Annotated in this window: 24 protein-coding genes; all 24 read left to right on the top strand. The window is 68.0% G+C overall.

The annotated features are described in order from the left end of the window. The first annotated feature begins 683 nt into the window (after window positions 1-683). The 24 genes from Q9R17_RS18425 (at window position 684) to fliP (ending at window position 22993) form a co-directional block, all read left to right on the top strand. Window positions 684-1856, top strand: a complete 1173-nt coding sequence (locus Q9R17_RS18425) for a flagellin (protein WP_308156024.1) — start codon at window positions 684-686, stop codon at window positions 1854-1856. 72 nt (window positions 1857-1928) lie between these two features. After that, entirely contained in the window at window positions 1929-3086 is a 1158-nt protein-coding gene (locus Q9R17_RS18420; RefSeq protein WP_308156023.1) for a flagellin, read from the top strand. 86 nt (window positions 3087-3172) lie between these two features. Next, a complete protein-coding gene (locus tag Q9R17_RS18415; protein WP_308156022.1) occupies window positions 3173-4351 on the top strand; it encodes a flagellin in 1179 nt (392 codons plus the stop codon). Window positions 4352-4823: 472 nt separating this feature from the next. Then, the gene (fliD, locus tag Q9R17_RS18410; protein WP_308156021.1) at window positions 4824-6242 is read left to right on the top strand and encodes a flagellar filament capping protein FliD; all 1419 of its coding nucleotides are present in this window, start codon (window positions 4824-4826) and stop codon (window positions 6240-6242) included. A gap of 173 nt (window positions 6243-6415) precedes the next feature. Beyond that, window positions 6416-6832, top strand: coding sequence for a flagellar export chaperone FliS (gene fliS, locus Q9R17_RS18405; protein ID WP_308156020.1), 417 nt, complete (start codon window positions 6416-6418; stop codon window positions 6830-6832). Next, complete coding sequence (locus Q9R17_RS18400) at window positions 6829-7131, top strand: hypothetical protein (protein ID WP_308156019.1); 303 nt, start codon at window positions 6829-6831, stop codon at window positions 7129-7131. Before fliS ends, Q9R17_RS18400 begins: the two co-directional genes overlap by 4 nt. Further along, the gene (locus Q9R17_RS18395; RefSeq protein ID WP_308156018.1) at window positions 7128-7706 is read left to right on the top strand and encodes a PilZ domain-containing protein; all 579 of its coding nucleotides are present in this window, start codon (window positions 7128-7130) and stop codon (window positions 7704-7706) included. The genes Q9R17_RS18400 and Q9R17_RS18395 overlap by 4 nt, the downstream gene beginning before the upstream one ends. Window positions 7707-7799: 93 nt before the next feature. After that, window positions 7800-8432, top strand: a complete 633-nt coding sequence (locus Q9R17_RS18390; protein ID WP_308156017.1) for a response regulator transcription factor — start codon at window positions 7800-7802, stop codon at window positions 8430-8432. Between the two features lie 310 nt (window positions 8433-8742). After that, window positions 8743-10155 carry an RNA polymerase factor sigma-54 gene (gene rpoN / locus Q9R17_RS18385; protein WP_308156016.1) on the top strand — a complete coding sequence of 471 codons (1413 nt, stop codon included), beginning with the start codon at window positions 8743-8745 and terminating at the stop codon, window positions 10153-10155. 14 nt (window positions 10156-10169) lie between these two features. Further along, window positions 10170-10547: a response regulator transcription factor gene (locus Q9R17_RS18380; RefSeq protein ID WP_308156015.1), complete on the top strand. Its 378-nt coding sequence runs from the start codon at window positions 10170-10172 to the stop codon at window positions 10545-10547. After that, window positions 10544-12049, top strand: a complete 1506-nt coding sequence (locus Q9R17_RS18375; RefSeq protein ID WP_308156014.1) for a sigma-54 dependent transcriptional regulator — start codon at window positions 10544-10546, stop codon at window positions 12047-12049. Before Q9R17_RS18380 ends, Q9R17_RS18375 begins: the two co-directional genes overlap by 4 nt. Before the next feature lie 144 nt (window positions 12050-12193). Continuing rightward, entirely contained in the window at window positions 12194-12628 is a 435-nt protein-coding gene (locus tag Q9R17_RS18370) for a hypothetical protein (RefSeq protein ID WP_308156013.1), read from the top strand. Between the two features lie 272 nt (window positions 12629-12900). Then, window positions 12901-13272: a flagellar hook-basal body complex protein FliE gene (gene fliE, locus Q9R17_RS18365; RefSeq protein WP_308156012.1), complete on the top strand. Its 372-nt coding sequence runs from the start codon at window positions 12901-12903 to the stop codon at window positions 13270-13272. Window positions 13273-13285: 13 nt separating this feature from the next. After that, the gene (gene fliF / locus Q9R17_RS18360) at window positions 13286-14938 is read left to right on the top strand and encodes a flagellar basal-body MS-ring/collar protein FliF (RefSeq protein ID WP_308156011.1); all 1653 of its coding nucleotides are present in this window, start codon (window positions 13286-13288) and stop codon (window positions 14936-14938) included. Window positions 14939-14945: 7 nt separating this feature from the next. Further along, window positions 14946-15932, top strand: a complete 987-nt coding sequence (fliG, locus tag Q9R17_RS18355) for a flagellar motor switch protein FliG (RefSeq protein ID WP_308158382.1) — start codon at window positions 14946-14948, stop codon at window positions 15930-15932. Next, window positions 15929-16570 (top strand): FliH/SctL family protein, encoded by a 642-nt coding sequence (locus Q9R17_RS18350; protein ID WP_308156010.1) that lies wholly within the window; start codon window positions 15929-15931, stop codon window positions 16568-16570. The genes fliG and Q9R17_RS18350 overlap by 4 nt, the downstream gene beginning before the upstream one ends. Further along, the gene (locus tag Q9R17_RS18345) at window positions 16567-17952 is read left to right on the top strand and encodes a FliI/YscN family ATPase (protein ID WP_308156009.1); all 1386 of its coding nucleotides are present in this window, start codon (window positions 16567-16569) and stop codon (window positions 17950-17952) included. The genes Q9R17_RS18350 and Q9R17_RS18345 overlap by 4 nt, the downstream gene beginning before the upstream one ends. Further along, a complete protein-coding gene (fliJ, locus tag Q9R17_RS18340; protein ID WP_308156008.1) occupies window positions 17949-18413 on the top strand; it encodes a flagellar export protein FliJ in 465 nt (154 codons plus the stop codon). Before Q9R17_RS18345 ends, fliJ begins: the two co-directional genes overlap by 4 nt. Next, window positions 18413-19570, top strand: coding sequence for a flagellar hook-length control protein FliK (locus tag Q9R17_RS18335; RefSeq protein ID WP_308158381.1), 1158 nt, complete (start codon window positions 18413-18415; stop codon window positions 19568-19570). Before fliJ ends, Q9R17_RS18335 begins: the two co-directional genes overlap by 1 nt. Before the next feature lie 379 nt (window positions 19571-19949). Beyond that, the gene (locus Q9R17_RS18330) at window positions 19950-20471 is read left to right on the top strand and encodes a flagellar basal body-associated FliL family protein (protein ID WP_308156007.1); all 522 of its coding nucleotides are present in this window, start codon (window positions 19950-19952) and stop codon (window positions 20469-20471) included. 9 nt (window positions 20472-20480) lie between these two features. Continuing rightward, window positions 20481-21485, top strand: coding sequence for a flagellar motor switch protein FliM (fliM, locus tag Q9R17_RS18325; protein ID WP_308156006.1), 1005 nt, complete (start codon window positions 20481-20483; stop codon window positions 21483-21485). Further along, window positions 21482-21817 (top strand): flagellar motor switch protein FliN, encoded by a 336-nt coding sequence (fliN, locus tag Q9R17_RS18320; protein ID WP_308156005.1) that lies wholly within the window; start codon window positions 21482-21484, stop codon window positions 21815-21817. Before fliM ends, fliN begins: the two co-directional genes overlap by 4 nt. Then, complete coding sequence (gene fliO, locus Q9R17_RS18315; RefSeq protein ID WP_308156004.1) at window positions 21814-22218, top strand: flagellar biosynthetic protein FliO; 405 nt, start codon at window positions 21814-21816, stop codon at window positions 22216-22218. The genes fliN and fliO overlap by 4 nt, the downstream gene beginning before the upstream one ends. Window positions 22219-22243: 25 nt before the next feature. Continuing rightward, on the top strand, window positions 22244-22993 hold the full coding sequence (gene fliP / locus Q9R17_RS18310; protein ID WP_308158380.1) for a flagellar type III secretion system pore protein FliP: 750 nt from the start codon (window positions 22244-22246) through the stop codon (window positions 22991-22993). The last annotated feature ends 105 nt before the right edge of the window (window positions 22994-23098 follow it).

The raw sequence follows: 23098 nt of genomic DNA, 5'->3' as shown, positions 1-23098 counted from the left end.
CACGCATGGCGTGGATCTACCGGTCTGGACGCTGCTGTAGCGCCACGCCGTGCGTGGCTGGGTGGGCTGCCGGTAACGCCTCATCCACGCATGGCGTGGATCTACCGGTCTGGACGCTGCTGTAGGGCCACGCCGTGCGCGGCTGGGTGGGCTGCCGGTAACGCCTCATCCACGCATGGCGTGGATCCACCGGTCTGGACGCGGCTGTAGCGCCACGCCGTGCGTGGCTGGGTGGGCTGCCAGCAACGCCTCATCCACGCATGGCGTGGATCTACCGGTCTGGACGCTGCTGTAGGGCCACGCCGTGCGTGGCCGGGGTGGGCTGCCGGCAACGCCTCATCCACGCATGGCGTGGATCTACCCGGCGCCCCCACGCGCGGCGTGGATCCCACGGGGGCGACGGCCTGGCCCGCCTCCACGCAGGATTCAGTCCCGGCCATAAAGTCCTGCCATGCGCGGCCGATAGGTGCCGCCGGGCGCATCCATGCCGCCCTCCCCCGTGCAAAAACCCCTTTAAAACAGCACTCCACAACGATTCCAGCGCCTGCGGGAAATCGCGCCTAAAGGTTGTTGACAAAGCGCCGTTATTCATTTGGCAGCAGCGAAGCACACAGCCAAACACAAAAAAACCGGCGGGCTTTGCAGCTTTCACCAACGGGACCCACATAAGAGGAGACGACCCCATGGCACAGGTAATCAACACCAATACGATGTCGCTCAACGCTCAGCGCAACCTGAGCACCAGCGGCGCTTCGCTGGCCACCACCATCCAGCGCCTGTCGTCCGGCCTGCGCATCAACAGCGCGAAGGACGACGCCGCCGGCCTGGCGATCAGCGAACGTTTCACCACCCAGATCCGTGGCCTGGACGTGGCCATCCGCAACGCCAACGACGGTATCTCGCTGGCCCAGGTCGCCGAAGGTTCGCTGAGCGAAGTCGGCAACAACCTGCAGCGCATCCGTGAACTGGCCGTGCAGGCGTCCAACGCCACCAACTCCAGCAGCGACCGCAAGGCCCTGCAGGCCGAAGTGACCCAGCTGGTCAGCGAAATCGACCGCGTGGCCAAGCAGAGCGACTTCAACGGCACCAAGCTGCTGGACGGCTCGTTCACCAGCCAGCTGTTCCAGGTCGGCGCCAATGCCGGCCAGTCGATCGCCATCTCCAACGTGGTCGATGCCAAGGCCGATGCGCTGGGCAATGCCAAGTTCGCCCCGGCAAGCACCGGCGGCAACGTGGTGGCCATCACCGGCCCGACCGACATCACCGGCCTGACCGTCAACGGCGCAGCCATCGGCACCATCAGCGGCAAGACCACCGCCGAGCTGGCCGCGTCGGCCGCTGCGCAGATCAACAGCAAGATCGGCGAAGCCGGTGTCTATGCCGAAGTCATCACCACCGCCGGCACCCCGGACACCTACGCCCTGAAGCTGAACTCGGTCAAGGCCGACCGCGACCTGGTCCTGAACGGCGGTGCCGCACTGGGCCTGGCCAACTCCACGGCCGCCGCCCCGACCGCCGTGGCCGCCACCGCCACCTCGACTTTCGTCAAGGACCTGGACGTGTCCAGCTACGTCGGTGCCCAGAAGGCACTGGAAGTGGTGGACAAGGCACTGGAATCGGTCAACGGCGTACGCGCCGACCTGGGTGCCATCCAGAACCGCTTCACCTCCGTTGTTGCCAACCTGCAGACCTCTTCGGAGAACCTGTCGGCATCGCGCAGCCGCATCCGCGACACCGACTTCGCCAAGGAAACGGCCGAACTCACCCGCACCCAGATCCTGCAGCAGGCCGGCACGGCCATGCTGGCCCAGGCCAACCAGGTGCCGCAGAACGTGCTCAGCCTGTTGCAGCGCTGACATGAGTCGCTCCCGCAGCACGTCGGGAGCGTCTGACCCCATTCACGTGCGACTGCTCAAGGACACCTCCTCATGGCACAAGTCATCAACACCAACACGATGTCGTTGAATGCTCAGCGTAACCTGAGCACCAGCGGCGCCTCGCTGGCCACCACCATCCAGCGCCTGTCCTCGGGCTCGCGCATCAACAGCGCCAAGGACGACGCGGCCGGTCTGGCCATCTCCGAGCGCTTCGGTACCCAGATCCGTGGTACCGACGTGGCCATCCGCAACGCCAATGACGGCATCTCGCTGGCCCAGGTCGCCGAAGGTTCGCTGACGGAAATCGGCAACAACCTGCAGCGCGTCCGCGAGCTGTCGGTGCAGGCGTCCAACGCCACCAACTCGGACAGCGACCGCAAGGCACTGCAGGCCGAAGTGACCCAGCTGGTCAGCGAAATCGACCGCGTGGCCAAGCAGTCCGAGTTCAACGGTACCAAGCTGCTGGACGGCTCGTTCTCCAGCCAGCTGTTCCAGGTCGGTGCCAATGCCGGCCAGGCCATCGCCATCGACAAGACCGTTGATGCGAAGTCGGCCTCGCTGGGCACGACCAAGTTCGCCGCCGACGTCACCGGTACGGCCATTGCCGCCGCAACCGCCGACGGCTCGGTCGCCGGCCTGACCCTCAATGGCGTGGCCATCGACAAGGTCGAGTACAAGAACGGTGCCACCGGCGCGGAAATCGCCAAGTCGCTGACCACCGCGATCAACGCCAAGATCGGCGAAACCGGCGTGTACGCCTCGATCGGTGGCGCCGCCAAGGATCAGGTGGTGCTCAGCTCGGTGAAGGCCGAGAAGGACCTGGTCATCGGTGGCACCGTGGCGGGCAGCGGCCTGACCGCGGGCACCACCACCGCCGCCGCCACGGCCACCAGCAGCGTCGTGCAGAGCCTGGACGTCACCTCGGTCAAGGGCGCACAACAGGCCCTGGAAATCGTCGACAAGGCGCTGGGCTCGATCAACAGCACCCGTGCCGACCTGGGCGCCATCCAGAACCGCTTCACCTCGGTGGTGGCCAACCTGCAGACCTCGACCGAAAACCTGTCCGCCTCGCGCAGCCGCATCAAGGACACGGATTTCGCCAAGGAAACCGCCGAACTGACCCGCACCCAGATCCTGCAGCAGGCCGGTACGGCCATGCTGGCCCAGGCCAACCAGGTGCCGCAGGGCGTGCTGAGCCTGCTGCGCTGATCCTGCCGCAACACGGCTGCGCCGGGAAACCGGCGCAGCCCGTGGTTTCACGCTTCACCCGCAACTCCAAGCCAAAGGAATGATTCATGGCACAAGTCATCAACACCAACACGATGTCGTTGAACGCTCAGCGCAACCTGAGCACCAGCGGCGCTTCGCTGGCCACCACCATCCAGCGCCTGTCCTCGGGCTCGCGCATCAACAGCGCCAAGGACGACGCGGCCGGCCTGGCCATCTCCGAGCGCTTCGGTACCCAGATCCGCGGTACCGACGTAGCCATCCGCAATGCCAATGACGGCATCTCGCTGGCCCAGGTCGCTGAAGGTTCGCTGACGGAAATCGGCAACAACCTGCAGCGTATCCGCGAACTGGCCGTGCAGTCGTCCAACGCCACCAACTCCGCCAGCGACCGCAAGGCCCTGCAGGCCGAAGTGACCCAGCTGGCCAGCGAAATCGACCGCGTGGCCAAGCAGTCCGAGTTCAACGGCACCAAGCTGCTGGACGGCTCGTTCACCAGCCAGCTGTTCCAGGTCGGCGCCAACGCCGGCCAGGCCATCGCCATCGACAAGGTGATCAACGCCAAGACCGATGCGCTGGGCAAGTCGCAGTTCGCCGCCGATGCGGCCAGCGGTGCCATCGTCGCCAATGTTGCCGGTGGCACGATTGCGGACATGTCGATCAACGGCGTGACCGTGAAGGGCTTCACCTATGAAGCCGGCACCACCGCCAAGGACCTGGCCAGCAAGGTCGCCGCCACCATCAATGCGAAGGTCGGCGAAACCGGTGCGACGGCCGAAGCCGCCGTGCTCGATGACGCAGCCACCCCGCCGACCTACAACATCACCGTCAGCTCGGTGAAGGCCGGCCAGAGCCTGAAGATCGCCACCAATGCCAGCATCGGCATCGCGGCCGACGTCGACAACGCGGCCACGGCGGCCACGGCGAGCACGTCGTTCGTGTCGAGCCTGTCGGTGTCCAGCTTCAAGGAAGCCTCGCGCGCCCTGGAAGTGGTCGACAACGCGCTGGGCGCCATCAACAGCACCCGTGCCGATCTGGGCGCCATCCAGAACCGCTTCACCTCGGTGGTGGCCAACCTGCAGACCTCGACCGAAAACCTGTCCGCCTCGCGCAGCCGCATCAAGGACACGGATTTCGCCAAGGAAACCGCTGAGCTGACCCGCACCCAGATCCTGCAGCAGGCCGGTACGGCCATGCTGGCCCAGGCCAACCAGGTGCCGCAGGGCGTGCTGAGCCTGCTGCGCTGATCGCAGCCTGCCCGGAACGCTTCAAGCAGACGTAGAAGCGGACGCTGCCACCGGCCCAGCCGATGGCAGCGTCCAACCGGAACCCCGCGCGGCAAGAAGGTGCGGGCCATGCCCGGCCCGGGACATCGTCCCGAGCCGGCCTGGCATCGCCCGCCCCTGCGGCCTCGACTCTTTCAGCGCTGTACTTTTGACTGTACGCACCGGGCGGCTTCGTCTCCCCCCGATTGTCAGTAGCCTGATCCCTCCCCTGCATTGGGGGAGGGTTTTTTGCCAGACCCCTGGCAGCGGCGGCGACGGAGCGCACACCCTGCCCCCCGTTCCCTGCAACCGGCGTGCCAGAACGCCGGCCACGTGCTTCTGGCACGGCACGTGCATCAACGAAGACCTCAAGACCCGGCGGCGCAGGCCGCTATTTTCGTTGACGACACGGCACGCCCGGTACCGGCGGCGCCAGGTACCCAGGAGAAAGAACGTGGCAGACTTTGGATACGGTGGCATCGGCTCGGGGCTGGACATCTCCGGCATGGTCGCCAAGCTTGTCGCAGCCGACCGCAAGCCGGCCGACAATGCGCTGAACCTGCAGCAGTCCAAGGCGAAACTGCAGCTTTCGGCGGTGGGCACGGTCAAATCCGCCTTCGATGCCCTGAAGAAATCGCTGGAGTCGCTCAAGGCAACCACCGCCTTCGACACCCGCATGGTGAACGTGGTCAAGCCCAACAGTACGGCCGACGACGTGCTCACCGCCACGGTCGGCCTGTATGACACCGGCACGGTGGCCGGCAAGGCCGCGGCGGCCAACGGCACGCACAAGATCCACGTGGAGGCGCTGGCCTCGGCCAACAAGTGGATCGCGCAGACCTCGGTCAACAAGACCGACACGTTCAGTGCCGGAACGTTGACGCTGACCGTCGGTACCGGTGACAAGGCCAAGACGATCAACGTCCAGGTCGACGATGGTGACACCATGACCACCATCCGCAACAAGCTCGATGCCGCCGGCCGCAAGGAAGGCGTGCAGACCAGCCTGCTGGCCTCCGGTGACCAGCAGTACCTGTCGGTCGGCCAGGAGAAGACCGGCACTGCCAACGCAGTGAAGCTGACCTACAACGGCGGCGACACCAAGCTGGCCGGCATCATCAGCGGCATGAACGAGACCTCCAAGGCCGCCGATGCCAAGCTGACCATTGATGGCGTGAGCATCGTCAGCGACACCAATACGGTGGTCGATGCGGTACCCGGCCTGACCCTGAACCTGAAGAAGACCGGCGACAGCGACGTCGTCATCAGCACCGATACCGCGGCTGCCAGCAAGGTCATGCAGGACTTCGTGAAGACCTACAACGCCGCGCTGGCGGCGTTGAATGACGCCACCAAGTACGACAGCGAAAAGAAGGAAGCCTCGGCACTGACCGGCGACGCGCAGATGCGTGGCGCCACCAGCCAGCTGCGCAACATGATGAGCGGCATCCTCAAGGAACTGGGTGCCGGTGGCCTCAACGCCAAGACCCTGGGCCTGGATACGCGCGGCTACCCCGACGCCGACGGCAGCCTGGTGCTGGACGCTGCCAAGTTCGCTGCCGCCGTGGGCAACCAGCCCGAGGCCGTGCGCAAGGCGTTCACCGGCGATGACGGTGGTGCCGGCAAGCTGTTCGCGATGGTCGATGGCTACGTCAGCACCTCCAAGGGCAAGGAAGGCGCCTTCGTGTCGCGTACCAACAGCCTCAACAAGACGCTGACGGACATCGACAAGCGCCGCAAGGACCTGGACACACGCATGGATGGCGTGGCCGAACGCTACAAGAAGCAGTTCCTGGCACTGGACACCCTGATGGGCAAGCTGAGCCAGAGCAGCAGCCAGCTGCAGGCCATGCTGTCGCACCTGCCGGGTTGAGCACGCTCCATCGCACCGGCGTCGCCGCCCTGGCGCCGGTGCACGTGACACCGATACACGTACTCAAGTTTATGGCCGTACGTACCGATATTGGTCTCAACCGCAATCACCGCCGTACCGCACTGGGCCGCTCTGGCGCCAGCCTGCGATGCCCGCGCAAGGAGAATCCACGAATGTACGGTTCCAGCCGTCAATACGCCGAACAGTACCGCCAGGTGGGTGTGACCAGCGCCGTCACCGACGCCGACCCCCACAAACTGGTCGCACTGCTGCTGGCGGGGGCACTGGAACGCGTGCGCCTGGCCCAGGCCAGCCTGGAGCGCGGCGACCAGGCCCGCAAGGGCAAGGCCATCGGTGAAGCCTGCGCGATCGTCGGCCACCTCAACGGCTCGCTGGACCATGAAGCGGGCGGCGAGATCGCCGGCAACCTGTCGGCCCTGTACGACTACGTGCTGCAGCGCCTGACCGAGGCCAACCTGCACAACGACCGCGGCGCCCTGGACGAGTCCCTGCAGCTGCTGGGCGAAATCGATGATGCCTGGAACGCCATCCCGCACGAACAGCGCCGGCCGGCAACGGTGGCCCCATGAGCCTGGACATGCTCGATTCGCTCAACGCCCAGCTCGATGCGGTCGTGCAGGCCGTGCACGCCCAGGAATTCGAACGTGCCGGTGACATCCTTGACCACCACGACCAGGACCTGCATGCACTGCTGGCCCAGCCGTTGGCTGCACAGCACCATGCACCGCTGACCGCGCTGTTCGAGCGGCAGCAGCACCTGCTGGCCAGCATGGCCCAGCAGCGCGACGCCGCCGCCGCCCTGGCCCGCAACGACCAGCGCAGCCTTCGCGCGGCGCATGCGTACCTGCAGGCAGAATCGCTGGCATGAGTGCCCTGCCCGCCACCACGCTGCACCACCCCGCTGAAAGCGCGCTGTTCGATGAAACGTTGAGCTGCGAACTGCCGTTGCCCGCCGAATTCCTGGCCGGCAACCAGCCCGGCCGCACCGGTGCGGCCGAAGGCCTGCTGCGCAGCGTGGCCCTGGTGGAAGACAGCCGGGGCGAGGACCACGACGACCGGGAAGGCAACAGCCTGCAGATGCAGCGCCTGGAAGCCAAGCTGGACCTGGCGATGGTGCTGCTGGGGCGGCTGGTGCGCCAGCAGGGCAACGAGCTGCCGCTGCGCCCGGTGCGCTGGTCCCGTCGCGGCATCCGCCTGCAGCTGGGTCCGCGCAGCGGCGCCAGCCCGGGCCAGCAGGGCGTGGTGCGCGTGCAGCCCAGCGACTGGCTGCCCGACCATATCGACCTGCCGGTGGAAGTGCTGGCCGAAGCCGCCGACGGCAACGGCAGCCATTACCTGTGGCTGCGTTTCACCGCACTGGGCGATGGCCTGGAAATGGCCATGGAACGCCACCTGTTCCGGCTGCATCGCCGCCAGGTGGCCGAAGTCCGTCGCCAGCGCTGAACGCTGCGTTCGCCCTTCCATGCCCAATGGCCCTTGGCGTCCCCGTTCAGCTCAGCTAATGTGAACGCCCGCCCTCCACGATCCCATCTGCCTGTGCGAGTTCTCATCGTCGACGATCACACCCTGGTCCGCGCCGGCCTCGGCCGGCTGCTGCAGGGGTTTGCCGACGTGCAGCTGGTAGGCGAGGCCAGCAATGCCGAACAGGCCCTGCAGCTGGCGCTGCAGCTGGCACCTGACGTGGTGCTGATGGACCTCTCCCTGCCCGGCCGCACCGGCCTGGAAGCCCTGAGCGACATCCGCCTGCGCGCCCCGGGCACGCGGGTAGTGATGATGACCATGCATGACGATGCCGCCCATGTGCGCGATGCACTGGACCGCGGGGCATCGGGCTTCGTGGTGAAGGATGCCGCGCCACAGGAACTGGAACTGGCCCTGCGCGCCGCCCATGCCGGCCAGGTGTTCCTCAGCCCGCAGATCTCGGCCAAGATGCTGGCCCCCATGCTCGGGCGCGAGAAGCCGACCGGCATCGCTGCCCTGTCACCGCGCCAGCGCGAGATCCTGCGCCGCATCGGCAAGGGCGAAAGCAACAAGGAAATCGCCGCCGACCTTGGCATCAGCGTCAAGACCGTGGAGACCCATCGCGCCCGCATGATGGAATCGCTGGGCTGCCGCCGCGCCAACGACCTGCTGCTGCTCGCTGCCCGCCACCAGCACGAGCTGGAGTGAAGCACGGCAGCAGCGGAGGATCGGCGGGCGATCACCCTTGGACCTGCCCGACCGGCGCCGGAAACCCGTCATCCACGCACTCCCCGACGGGAACCCGTACCGCCACACCCATCACGCACCGCCGGCACGCACCCGCAATCAACGACTTGGCCTCGCACACCGTCAAGTTTCCGTGACGATGTGAGGAATTTCCCTACGCGATGTAGGGGCCGCCACCAATCCCCTCAGGAACCCCCCGATTACGCACCTGCCTGCAGGCAAGCAAGATGCGTTCCACAAGGCGTCGGGGAGCGGCGCCGGGGACGCGACAATGAAGGCAGCACTTTCGGCCCAGATGGGCCAGCAACTCCACCTGACCCCGCAGCTGCTGCAGTCGATCCGGCTGCTGCAGCTCGATGGCCTGCAACTGGAACAGGAAATCCAGCGCCTGCTGGATACCAACCCGCTGCTGGAAATCGAGGACGCGGTGGCTGACGCTCCTGAAGCGGGCGCTGACAGCACGGAAGCCACGGTCGATACCGCCGCCTTCGACGAACTGCCCGAGTCTTCGATGTGGGACGTGGCCGGGGCCAGCTGGCAGGACGGTGACGATGACCGCATGGCCCGCGTGGCCGCCGGCGAATCCAGCGACCCGCAGCTGCGCGTACTGCAGCGCCTGGCGCTGGACCTGGACGACCGCGAACTGGCCGTGGCCGCCTTCTGGCTGGACCACTGCGATGAGGCCGGCTACCTGCAGGCACCGCTGGCACAGCTGCAGCTGCGTGCCTGCGCCCAGTTCGACATCGACGCCGCCGGCGTTGAAGCCATCCGCCAGCACCTGCTGCAGGGTGAACCGGCCGGCATGGCGGCGCAGGACCTGCGCGAGTGCCTGCAGGCACAGCTGCGCAGCCTGGATGGCACCGTGCCGGCCCGCCACCTGGCACAGCGCCTGCTGGCCGGCGACCTCGATGCCCTGGCCAGCCATGACTACCCTGCCCTGGCCCGCCTGCACGATGCCGAGATCGCCGACATCCGCGAGGCCGTGCGCCTGGTGCTGTCACTGCAGCCGCGCCCGGGCGACAGCCTGTTGCCCGAGCGCAGCCCGGTGGTGGTGCCCGACGTGGTCGCCTGGCTGGCCGATGGGCAGTGGCGCGTGGCGCTGAACCCGGCCACCAGCCGCCGGGTCAACCTCAACCCGGTCTACGAGCAGGTGCTGGCCGACAGCGGCGATGCCGCCCAGCCACTGCGCGAGATGCTGCAGGAAGCGCGCTGGTTCAGCCGTGGCCTGTCGATGCGCTACGACACCCTGCTGCGCACCGCCCGGGTCATCATCGAGCGCCAGGCGGCCTTCCTGGTCCGCGGGGAGGAGGCCATGGCGCCCTTGACCCTGAAGGAAGTGGCCGAGGAAATCGGCATGCACGAGTCCACCGTCTCGCGCATCACCACCGGCAAGTACCTGCAGACCCCGCGCGGCACCTTCGAGCTGAAGCATTTCTTCGCCGTGCGCCTGGACGGTGCCAGCGTGTCCGGGCAGGCGGTCAAGGCCATGGTGCGCCGCCTGATCGACGCCGAACCGGCCGGTCGCCCGCTGGCTGACGAGGCCATTGCCGGCCTGCTGTCGCGCCAGGGGGTGAACATTGCGCGCCGAACCGTCGCAAAATACCGGGAACAACTGGATATCGCCCCCGCCCGCGAGCGTCGCCGGCTGGGCGCCAGGCAACCTCAGCTGGCCCGGGTGGGCTGAAAGGGAATTTGCACATGAACAAGCTCACTGTCCTGCTGGTCGACGACCATGAGGGCTTCATCAACGCGGCGATGCGCCACTTCCGCAAGGTCGACTGGCTGGAAGTGGTCGGCAGCGCCGGCAATGGCCTGGAAGCGATCGAGCGCTCCGAAGCGCTGCGCCCGCAGGTCGTGCTGATGGACCTGGCCATGCCGGAAATGGGCGGCCTGCAGGCCACCCGCCTGATCAAATCGCAGGACGATGCCCCGTACATCGTCATCGCCAGCCACTTCGACGACACCGAGCACCGCGAACATGCGCTGCGCGCGGGCGCCGACAACTTCGTCAGCAAGCTGTCCTACATCCAGGAAGTCATGCCGATCCTGGAAGGCCTGAAAGGGGAAAGCTCATGAGCGAGTCGCGCATCCTGGTGCTGGACAACGACGCCGTGCGTGCCGAACGCACCGTCGCCCTGCTGGAATTCATGGATTTCAACCCGCGCTGGGTGGCTGACGCCGCCGATCTGGACCTGGCCCGCCAGCGCCAGAACGACTGGATGGCCGTCATCGTCGGCAGCCTGGAGGCCAGTGCGGCCAGCCAGGCGCTGTATGCCTGGCTGGGCCAGAGCAGCCTGCCGCCGCCGGTCCTGCTGGCCGATGGCGATGCCCACGGCTTCGCCCAGCGCCACGGCCTGCACGAAGCCAACGTCTGGCCGCTGGAAACCCCGCTGCGTCATGCGCAGATGGAAGGCCTGCTGCGCCGGGCCAGCCTCAAGCGCCTGGATGCCGAACACCAGGCCGGCGCCGTCCAGGACCAGGGCCCCAGTGGCAACGGCCCGGCCATCACTGCCCTGCGGCAGATGATCGAGCAGGTGGCCGCCTTCGACACCACCGTGCTGGTGCTGGGCGAATCAGGCACCGGCAAGGAAGTGGTCTCGCGCAGCATCCACCAGCGTTCGCCGCGCCGTGATGGCCCGTTCGTGGCGATCAACTGCGGCGCCATTCCGGCCGACCTGCTGGAAAGCGAGCTGTTCGGCCACGAAAAGGGCGCCTTCACCGGTGCGCTGACCGCGCGCAAGGGCCGCTTCGAAATGGCCGAGGGCGGCACCCTGCTGCTGGATGAAATCGGCGACATGAGCCTGCCGATGCAGGTCAAGCTGCTGCGGGTGCTGCAGGAGCGCAGTTTCGAACGCGTGGGCGGCAACCAGACCATCCGCTGCAACGTGCGGGTGATCGCCGCGACCCACCGTGACCTGGAAACCCGCATCGCCGAAGGCAAGTTCCGCGAGGACCTGTTCTACCGCCTCAACGTGTTCCCCATCGACGTGCCGGCCCTGCGCGAGCGCCGCGAGGACCTGCCGGTGCTGGTGGACACCATCGCCGCGCAGCTGGGCCGCACCGGCCGTGGTGATGTGCGCTTCACCGCCGAGGCGCTGCAGGCGCTGGCCGGCTACGAATGGCCGGGCAACGTGCGCGAGCTGACCAACCTGGTCGAGCGCCTGGCCGTGCTGCACCCGGGCAGCGCCGTGCGCGTGCAGGACCTGCCCGCGCGCTACCGTGGCGATGCCGTGCTGCCGGCCACCGCCGCCCCGGTGGCCACCGCCGTGGCCGGCAGCGATGAACGCCTGGACCTGCGCAGCTTCTCCTTCCATACCCCCGGCGCCGGCACCCAGCCTCCGCTGCAGCATGGCATCGAGGTGGAACGGGGTGCGGCCGCGATGACCCTGCCCGACGATGGCCTGGACCTGCGCAACCATATGGCCAGCATCGAACTGGGCCTGATCAACGAGGCCCTGGAGCGCACCCAGGGCGTGGTCGCCCACGCGGCCCAGCTGCTGGGCCTGCGCCGCACCACGCTGGTGGAAAAGCTGCGCAAGTACGGCATCGAGCGCGAGCAGGCCGAACTGGCCGGCTGAACCGCCGCACCCGCATGAAGGGGACACCAACGCCCGGGCTTGCCCGGGCGTTGGTGTTTGTGTCCCGCCACTTTCCAATGATTCCCATGGCATGGCCGCGGCCGATGCGGAGGATGGCAGGTACACCCGTTGCGAGATCACCCCATGCGCCTGCCTGCCCTGCTGCTCGCCCTGCCCCTGTCCGCCCTGCTGATCGCACCGGCCGGTGCAGCGGCCACCCCCTGCATGCTGCCGGCCCTGCTCGATGGCCGTCAGTTCACCAACCTCAGTGATCCGCAGTACCACCCCACCAACCCCAACGCCGGCCGCATGGTGCAGGTGAACTTCAGTGGCGACCGCTACGTGCTGCAGGTGCTGGGCACACCACTTACCGTGGCAGGCACCTACCGCTACCAGCGGCTGGCGCCGCATGTGGGCGAAGTGCGCATGACCGAGGCCTACCCCGGCGGTACCAGCCGCTACACGCTGCTGCTGACCTGCCTGACCGACCAGCAGGGGCAGTTCGTGTTCACCCAGCATGACGGGCCGGTGGCGCCACGCCAGCGGCAGAACGGCGGGCGTTGGACGCTGCAGCCCTAGGCCAGAAAAATGACGTCGGTTTGCTGACGCCGGGACGGCGTCGCCCGGCGCCGTGCCGCCCATCCACGCATGGCGTGGATCTACAGGTGCCTGGGGTACGGGGAAGGCTTCATCCACGCAGGGCGTGGATCTACAGGTGGCTGGGGTGCGGCGCCGGGACCCCGTCACTTATCGCCAAACCTGTCACAACGCTGAACCACTCAGCCGTTTCGGCACGCCACTTGCAACGTCCCCGGGCAGAAACCCACCCCTGTTTCATGGAACCGTTGCAGATGTCGCACTCCGTCACGTCGATCCTTTCGCAGATCCGCTCCTACCAGTCCCAGATCACGCAGCCGACCACCGTGCTGCCGACCGGGAACGAAGCGCCGCGCGACAACGCCATCGCCCCCACCGCCCTGGGTGCGACGCAGGCCGCGCCGGCCAGCTTCACCGAAACCCTGCGCGGGGCACTGTCCAGCGTGAACCAGGCCCAGCAGACCTCTGGCCAGCTGGCCCGTGATTTTGAACTGGGCGTGCCCGGCGCCGACCTGGCCAAGGTCATGGTCGCCTCCCAGCAGTCGCAGATCGCCTTCCGCGCCACCGTGGAAGTCCGCAACCGTCTCGTCCAGGCTTACCAGGACGTGATGAACATGCCGCTGTAAGGAACCCTGCGCCATGGCACTGACGCTCTCCAAGGAAACCCTCAACGCCGAAAAGGCCGGCCAGTGGTTCGACCGCCTGCAGAGCCTGCAGATCACCCGCAGGCTGGGCCTGATGGCGATGATCGCAGTGGCCGTGGCGGCCGGCCTGGCCGTGTTCTTCTGGTCACAGAAACCAGGCATGGTGCCGCTGTACACCGGCCTGGACCAGAAGGCCACCGCCGAGGCCACCGACCTGCTGCGCGCCGCGCAGATTCCGTTCGAACTGAACCCGGCCACCGGCGCCATCACCGTGCCGGAAAAGAACCTGCACGATGCCCGCCTGAAGCTGGCCGGTTCGGGCCTGACCGACAGCGGCAAGCTGGGCTTCGAGCTGATGGAGCGCGACCCCGGCTTCGGCGTCAGCCAGTTCGTGGAAAGCGCCCGCTACCAGCACGCGCTGGAAACCGAGCTGTCGCGCACCATCAACACGCTGCGCCCGGTACGCGACTCGCGGGTGCACCTGGCCATTCCCAAACCCAGCGCCTTCACCCGCCAGCGCGACGTGGCCAGTGCCTCGGTCACCCTGGAACTGCGCGGCGGCCAGCAGCTGGAGCGCAGCCAGGTGGACGCCATCGTGCACATGGTGGCCGCCAGCATTCCGGACCTGTCGCCGGAACGGGTGACGGTGGTGGACCAGAACGGGCGCATGCTCAGCGTGTCCGACCCCAACAGCGAGGCGGCCATCAACGCTGCGCAGTTCGAGCAGCGCCGCCGCCAGGAAACCTCCTTCAACCAGCGCATCCGCGAACTGCTGGAACCGATGACCGGCCCCGGCCGCGTGAACCCCGAAGTCAGCGTGGACATGGACTTTTCCACCACCGAGGAAGCCCGCGAGCTGTACAACGGCGAACCGGCCAAGCTGCGCAGCGAGCAGGTGAGCGAAAACAACAGCAGCACCCCCGGCCCGCAGGGCGTGCCCGGTGCGACCAGCAACACCCCGCCGGGCCCGGCCGCCGCACCGGCACCGCAGACCGCGCAGACGCCGACCGAATCGAGCAAGAACGCCACCCGCAACTACGAGCTGGACCGCACCCTGCAGCACACCCGCCAGCCGGCCGGCCGCATCAAGCGCGTGTCGGTGGCGGTGCTGCTGGACAACGTGCCGCGCCCCGGCGCCAACGGCAAGCTGGCCGAACAGCCGCTGTCGGCTGCCGAGCTGACCCGCATCGAGGGCTTGGTCAAGCAGGCGGTGGGGTTCGATGCCGAGCGCGGCGACACCGTGTCGGTGATGAATGCCCCGTTCGTGCGTGACACCACCCCGGTGGAAGGCCCGAAGTGGTGGGAGCTGCCACAGGTCCAGGACGGCCTGCGCCTGCTGCTCGGCGCGGTGGTGGTGCTGGCGCTGCTGTTCGGCGTGCTGCGCCCGGCGCTGCGTGCCATCACCGGCAGCAGCAAGAAGAACGACGAACTCGCACTGGAGCCGCATTCGGCGGACGTGCAGCTGGTGGACGACGAAGGCAGCCCGCTGCCGGCCCTGGCGGCCGACCGCGCGCACCTGTCACGACAGGACGCGCTGGCGCTGCCGGTGGACTCCTATGAGGAAAGACTGCGGATGGCCCGTGAAGCCGTGAAGACCGATTCCAAGCGCGTGGCCCAGGTGGTCAAGGGCTGGGTGGCCAATGACTGAGGCAGAGATCACCGGCGTGCAGCGTGCCGCCATCCTGCTGCTGTCGCTGGGCGAACTGGACGCGGCCGAAGTGCTGCGCCACATGGAACCCAAGGAGGTGCAGAAGATCGGCATCGCCATGGCCACCATGTCCGACGTCACCCGCGAGCAGGTGGAACGGGTGATGGACCAGTTCAGCCAGGAACTGGGCTCGAAGACCTCGCTGGGCGTGGGCTCGGATGACTACATCCGCAACATGCTGGTGCAGGCGCTGGGCACCGAGAAGGCCAGCAACCTGATCGACCGCATCCTGCTGGGCCGCAACACCACCGGCCTGGACGCGCTGAAGTGGATGGACCCGCGTGCGGTGGCCGACCTGGTGCGCAACGAGCACCCGCAGATCATCGCCATCGTGATGGCCCATCTGGAAACCGACCAGGCCGCCGATGCCCTGAAGCTGCTGCCCGAGCGCACCCGCGTGGACGTGCTGCTGCGCATCGCCACGCTGGATGGCATTCCGCCCAACGCCCTCAATGAACTCAACGAGATCATGGAGCGCCAGTTCTCCGGCAACCAGAACCTGAAGTCGTCCAACATCGGCGGCGTGCAGTGCGCGGCCAACATCCTCAACTTCATGGACAGTGGCCAGGACCAGGCCATCCTGGGCGAGATCGCGCGCATCGATGCGCCGCTCAGTGGCCGCATCCAGGACCTGATGTTCGTGTTCGACGACCTGGTGGACCTGGACGACCGCGAAATGCAGCTGGTGCTGCGCGAAGTCAGCGGCGAACGCCTGGGCCTGGCCCTGCGCGGTGCCGACATCAAGGTGCGCGACAAGATCACCCGCAACATGTCCCAGCGTGCGGCCGAGATCCTGCTGGAAGACATGGAAGCCCGTGGCCCGGTGCGCCTGTCCGATGTGGAGACCGCCCAGCGCGAGATCCTGGCCATCGTCAAGCGCATGGCCGATGAAGGCACCGTCACCATCGGCGGCAGCGCGGAGGCCATGCTGTGAGCAACGTCGTGCGCTGGCTCGCCCCCGACCTGCTGGCCGCGCCGGACCCGGCGCTGGCCCCGCAGGAGGCGTTCGAGCTGACCGAACCGGACCCGGAACACGAGCCCGAACCGCCGCTGCAGCTGCCCACCCTGGAGGACATCCAGGCCATCCAGGACAGCGCCGAGAAGGAAGGTTTCGAGCGTGGCCACCAGGAGGGCTTTGCCCAGGGCCAGGCGGAAGTGCGCCGCCTGGTCGCGCAGATCGAGGGCATCCTGGACAACTTCAGCCGGCCGCTGGTACGGCTGGAGAACGAAGTGGTCGCCGCACTGGGGGAACTGGCCGTCCGCGTGGCCGGCAGCCTGGTCGGCCGTGCCTACCAGGCCGATCCGGCCCTGCTGGCACAGCTGGTGGGCGAAGCGATCGACGCGGTGGGCGGCAGCAGCCGCGATGTCGAAGTGCGCCTGCACCCGGATGACATCGCCGCGCTCGCCCCGCTGCTGCAGCTGTCCGCGCAGCAGCGCCTGGCTGCGGACCTGTCGCTGAGCCGCGGCGACCTGCGCGTGCATGCCGAGGCGGTACGCATCGACGGCACCCTGGACGCGCGTCTGCGCGGTGCGCTGGATGCGGTGATCCGCCAGACCGGAGCCACGACATGAGTGCTGCCGCGCAACCGGCCGACTGGGCCGTGGCCCGCAACCTGCGCCTGGCCAACCGGCTGGATGCACTGAAGGTCGATACGGCCCATGGCCGTGGCCTGATCCGCGAAGGCGTGCTGCGCCGTGCGGTGGGCCTGACCCTGGAAGCCGTCGGCTGCGAGGCGCCGCTCGGCGCCAGCTGCAAGGTCGAAGTGGTCGATGGCGGCTGGGTCGATGCCGAAGTGGTCGGCTTTGCCGGTGAACGCACCTACCTGATGCCCAGCGCCGAACTGCACGGCCTGCTGCCCAATGCCCGCGTGGTGCCTTCGGCACGGCGTGGCGGCGTGGAAGTGGGCGAAGGCCTGCTCGGCCGCGTGATCGACAGCGACGGCGTACCGCTGGACGGCAAGGGCCCGATCCGTGCCGAGGGCCACGTCGGCATGGCCGGCGTCTCGATCAATCCACTGGCGCGTGAACCCATTACCCAGCCACTGGACGTGGGCGTGCGCGCGATCAATGCGCTGCTGCCGATCGGCCGTGGCCAGCGCGTGGGCCTGTTCGCCGGTTCCGGCGTCGGCAAGTCGACGCTGCTGGGCATGATGACCCGCTACACCGCCGCCGACGTGATCGTGGTCGGCCTGATCGGCGAACGTGGCCGCGAAGTGCGCGATTTCGTCGAAACCACGCTGGGCGAGGAAGGCCTGCGCCGCGCCGTGGTGGTGGCCAGCCCCGCCGACCGGCCGCCGCTGGCCCGCCTGCACGGTGCCTACCGGGCCACGGCCATCGCCGAGTGGTTCCGCGACCAGGGCCTGAACGTGCTGCTGCTGATGGACTCGCTGACCCGCTTCGCCCAGGCCCAGCGCGAAATCGGCCTGTCCGTCGGCGAACCACCGACCACCCGCGGCTACCCGCCCTCGGTGTTCGCCAAGCTGCCGGCGCTGGTCGAGCGCGCCGGCAACGGTGCCAAGGGGCGTGGTTCGATCACCGCGTTCTATACCGTGCTGACCGAAGGCGACGACCCGCAGGACCCCATCGCAGACGCGGCCCGCGCCATCCTCGATGGCCACATCCTGCTCTCGCGCCGGGTGGCCGACAGCGGGCTGTACCCGGCCATCGACGTGGAATCGTCGGTCAGCCGCGTGGTCACGGAAATCGCCGATGAACCCTGGCGCCTGCGCATCCGCAAGCTCAAGCGGCTGGTGTCGGCGTATTCGTCCAACCGCGACCTGATCGCCATCGGCGCCTACCAGCGCGGCAACGACGCGGCGACGGACGAAGCATTGGACCGCTGGCCGGAAATCGTCGATTTCCTGGGCCAGGACGTCGGCAAGGCCGCTGACCTTCCGCACAGCCAGGCCGCGCTGCAGCGCCTGGTGGAACAAGAGAACCCGAGGCTGCCATGATCCAGTCCAAGCGCATCGACCCCCTGCTCAAGCGGGCCCAGGACCACGAAGACGAAGTGGCCCGCGACCTGGCCGAACGCCAGCGCACGCTGGAAACGCACCTGTCGCGGCTGGACGAGCTGCGGCGCTATGCCGAAGAGTATGCAAACGCCCAGATGGCCGCGACCAGCCCGGCGCAGCTGCTGAACCGGCGCGCCTTCCTGGACCGCCTCGACAGCGCGGTGGAACAGCAGCAGCGCACCGTGGATGGCAACCGGGAAAAGGTCGAGGCCGAACGCGCACGCCTGCTGTTGGCCAGCCGTGACAAGCAGGTACTGGAGCAGTTGGCGGCCAGCTACCGGGCCCAGGAAAAGACCGTGGCCGACCGCCGCGACCAGCGCGAAATGGATGACCTGGGCGCACGCCGTGCGCGCCAGGCGCAGATCGCCGACCGTGATGAAGAACAGGGAGGCCAGCCGTGATGCCACCGGTCATGACCAGCCCGGTGCCCACGGGCACCGGCAGCGCCGCCGGCGCCAGCGGTGCCGGCAACAGCACGTCCTCGCGCAACGACGGCAACGGTGATTTCGGCAAGCTGCTGGGTGGCACGCCGAAGGGAGGTGCCAGCACCGGCAAGGACACGGCCAGCACCGGCGGCAACCGCCCCACCCCCGTGCCCGGCGCCAGCGACCCGGGCAAGCCGTCCACCGACAGGCCGGCCAGCAGCACCGCCAGCACCGCCCCGGCCGACGGCAGCGGGGTCACCACCGCCGGCAAGGGGGCTGCCCGCCCGGGCAGTGACAAGGAAGCGCCCGCCGAGGACGCTGCGGCACCGTGGCCCCCGTTTGGACTGGCCGGCCTGGTGCTGGCCACCGCACCGCCGGCCGAACCGGCGCCGTTGCCCGGCCCCCTGCCCCTCGACCCCGATGCGACCAGCGCACCGTTGCCGGCCGCGCCGCTGTTGAACGCCGCCCCCGGCCCGGCCTTGCCGACTGCACCGGGTACAGCAGCAGCGGCGACACCGGCCGCCGAGGACGCCCCGCCCGCGGCGCTGGCCGGGGCCGCACTGTTGCCTGCGCATGGCGCCATCAATGCCGATGGCGACGATGGCATGGACCTGTCGACACCGGCACCGGCGCCATTGCAGGGCATTGCCCCCAGCCATGACCTGCGTACCGTACTGGCGAATGCCGCCGCGTTCACCGGTGAACCCACGCCGACGCCGGTGCTGGGGGATGAAGGCTTCGACCAGGCCATCGGCGCCCGCGTGGGCTGGCTGGCCGACCAGAAGATCGGGCACGCCCATATCCGCCTGAGCCCGGATGATGTGGGGCCGGTGGACGTGCGCCTGCAGCTCAACGGCGACAAGGTGCATGCCAGCTTCAGCAGCCCGCATGTGGACGTGCGCCAGGCGCTGGAAAGCAGCCTGCCGCGCCTGCGCGACCTGCTGGGCGAACAGGGCTTCCAGCTGGCCCATGCCGATGTCGGCCATTCGCCCAACGGCGGCAGCGGTGACGCCCAGCCCGGCAGCGGCCAGGGCCGCGCCGAAGGCGGTGACGGAGAACCGTCGCGTGGGGAGGCCGTGCTGCCGGCTGCGCAGCTGATCCGCCAGCGCGGTCTGCTGGACGCCTACGCCTGACCGCGTAGGCGGCACGTACATCCACGCATGGCGTGGATCTACCAGCATCGGGGGTTCATCCAAGCATGGCGTGGATCTACCGGTACCGCACCGTTCGGCCGTGCGTGGCGCGGGCGGAGGGGCGTTGCGGGGGCCACGCATGGCGTGGGTTGGCCCGCATCGCGGGCGGGTTCATCCACGCATGGCGTGGATCTACCGGCACCGCGCGGTTCGCCCGTGCGTGGCGCGGGGCAATTGGTGACGCGGGGCATGGCGTTGTAGATCCACGCCATGCGTGGATGCTTCTCCGGCACCGCCAGAATTCCGCCACCGGCGGTACCGCGCGTTCAGGCACGCCACTTGCATCGGCTGGGGAAGCAACCCGAAGGAGCTTCCCCCCGTGGCCGCAGCCGCAGACAAGAGCAAGAAGACCGACAAGGACGCCCCGGCCAAATCCGGCCGTCCGATCCTGATCATCGCCCTGGTGGCGGTGCTGGCCGCCGGTGCCGCCGGCGGTGGCGTGTGGTACTTCACCCGCCAGCCCGCCGACGCGAAGCCTGTCAAGGCCGATGCGCCGGCCAAGAAAGCCGCCCTGCCCGCCCCCGCCCAGTATTTCGCGCTGGAGCCGGCATTCGTGGTGAACCTGAGCGGCCCGGTCGACGGCCCGCGCTACCTGCAGGTGGAAGTGCAGCTGATGACCCGCGACCCGGCCGCACTGGAAGCCATCAAGACCCACGCGCCGGCCATCCGTGCACGCCTGCTGATGCTGCTGTCGCAGGTCAGCCCCGACCAGATCGCCGATGTGGCCGGCAAGCAGAAGCTGCAGGCCACCGCATTGGCCGAAGTGCAGAAGGTGCTCAAGGCCGAGACCGGCAGCAACGGCGCCGACGACCTGCTGTTCACCAGCTTCGTGACCCAGTAAGGGCTCCCCATGAATGACCTGCTGTCCCAGGACGAGATCGACGCGCTGCTCCACGGTGTGGACAGTGGCGCGGTCGAAACCGAGCCTGAGCCGCCGTCCGGTGAAGCGCGATCGTATGATTTCGCCAGCCAGGACCGCATCATCCGCGGTCGCATGCCGACCCTGGAAATGGTCCACGAGCGCTTTGCGCGCCTGTGGCGCATCGGCCTGTTCAACCTGATCCGCCGCTCGGCCGAACTGTCCGTGCGCGGCATCGAGCTGATCAAGTTCAACGACTACATGCACTCGTTGTATGTACCGACCAACCTGAACCTGATCCGCTTCAAGCCGCTGCGCGGCACCGGGCTGATCGTGTTCGAGCCGACGCTGGTGTTCGCCATCGTCGACAACTTCTTCGGGGGCGATGGCCGCTACCCGACACGCATCGAGGGCCGTGAATTCACCGCCACGGAAATGCGCGTGATCCACCTGCTGCTCAAGCAGACCTTCGCCGACCTGCGCGAGGCCTGGGCACCGGTGATGGAGGTGGATTTCGAATACATCAACTCGGAAATCAACCCGCACTTCGCCAACATCGTCACGCCGCGCGAGTATGTGGTGGTGTGCCGCCTGCATGTCGAACTGGACGGCGGTGGCGGCGACATCCACGTCACCCTGCCGTACTCGATGCTCGAACCCATCCGCGAACTGCTCGATGCCGGCATCCAGAGCGACCGCAACGACCGCGATGAAAGCTGGGGCCGCACCCTGCGCGAACAGCTCAACATCGCCGAAGTGACCCTGTCCAGCGTGCTGGCCAGCAAGCGCATGACGCTGCGCGACCTGACCCAACTGAAAGTCGGCGACATCCTGCCGATCGAGCTGGCCCCGCAGGTTCCCCTGTGCGTGGAGAACATCCCGGTGTTCACCGGCGAGTTCGGCATCGCCAACGGCATGAACGCCGTGAAGATCACTGCTACCCATCCGCCGGGTACCCGCCCGCGCGCACCCGTCATCCAGGAAGACCCGCAATGAACGACATCGAATCCACCGAACCGACCCCGGCGCAGTTCAGCACCCTGCAGGCCGACGAAGCCCCGGGCGCCGACCTGAACCTGGACGTGATCCTGGACGTGCCGGTGACCCTGTCGCTGGAAGTGGGCCGCGCCCGCCTGCCGATCCGCAACCTGCTGCAGCTCAACCAGGGCTCGGTGGTGGAACTGGAGCGCGGTGCCGGTGAATCGCTGGACGTGTTCGTCAACGGCACGCTGATCGCCCACGGCGAAGTGGTGGTCATCAACGACCGCTTCGGCGTGCGCCTGACCGACGTGGTCAGCCCCAGCGAACGGATCCGGAGACTGCGTTGAACGTACTGGCCACCCTGATCGCCGCCGCCCCGGCCGCGCCCAAGGTCGGCCAGCACGCCGCGTCCGCACCGAGCCTGTTCGGCGCGGTGCTCGCGCTGCTGGCCGTGCTGGCGCTGGTGCTGGGCCTGGCCTGGCTGCTCAAGCGCATGCCGGGCAGTGGCTTCCGGCCACCGGAAGGCATGAAGCTGGTGGCCAGCCTCAACGTAGGCGCCAAGGAGCGCGTGGTGGTGGTGGACGTGAACGGCCAGCAGCTGCTGCTGGGCGTCACCACCGGTGGCATCAGCCACCTGCACACCCTGCCCGAACCGTTGCCGCCGCCCACGCCGATGCGCGTGCCGGACCTGAAGAACCTGCCCAATTTCGCCCAGCTGCTGCAGCAGCGGCTGCGCAAGGACCCCTGAGATGCGCCCCGCCCGTTTCCGTTCCATGCCCCTGATGCCCTGGCTGCTGGTGCTGGCCCTGTGCCTGCTGCCGGCACTGGCCTTTGCCGCCCCGGCCATGTCGGCCCTGCCCGATGTGACGGTGGGCAAGGTCGGCGGCGCGCCGGTCAGCCTGCCGCTGCAGACCCTGCTACTGATGACGGCGATCACCCTGATCCCGTCGATGCTGCTGGTGCTGACCGCCTTCACCCGCATCATCATCGTGCTCGGCCTGCTGCGCCAGGCGCTGGGCACTGGGCAGACGCCCTCCAACCAGGTGCTGCTGGGCCTGGCCCTGTTCCTGACCGCGATGATCATGCTGCCGACCTGGGACAAGGCCTGGAGCCAGGGCATGGCGCCGTACCTCAACGGCGACATCGATTTCCAGACCGCCTGGACCATGACCACCCAGCCGCTGCGCGCCTTCATGCTGGCCCAGATCCGCGAAACGGACCTGATGACCTTCGCCGGTATCGCCGGGCACGGCACCTACGCCAGCCCCGATGCGATCCCGTTCCCGGTGCTGGTGGCATCGTTCGTCACCAGCGAACTGAAGACCGCCTTCGAGATCGGCTTCCTGATCTTCATCCCGTTCGTGATCATCGATCTGGTCGTGGCCAGCGTGCTGATGTCGATGGGCATGATGATGCTGTCGCCGATGCTGGTGTCGGCACCGTTCAAGATCCTGCTGTTCGTGCTGGTCGATGGCTGGGTGCTGACCGTGGGCACGCTGGCGGCCAGTTTCAATCCGGCGTGATGGCACAGGCCGCCGGGCATGGCCCGGCGCTACACAGGCGTGGCCGGGCATCGCCCGCCAGCGCATCAATCACCGCCGGGCGTGGTCCGGCGCTACCGATGGAAT

The organism is Stenotrophomonas sp. 24(2023) (assembly GCF_030913365.1).
Lineage (GTDB): Bacteria > Pseudomonadota > Gammaproteobacteria > Xanthomonadales > Xanthomonadaceae > Stenotrophomonas.
Note: the sequence above shows the minus strand (reverse complement) of the source record. Positions and strands in the feature narration are given on the sequence as shown.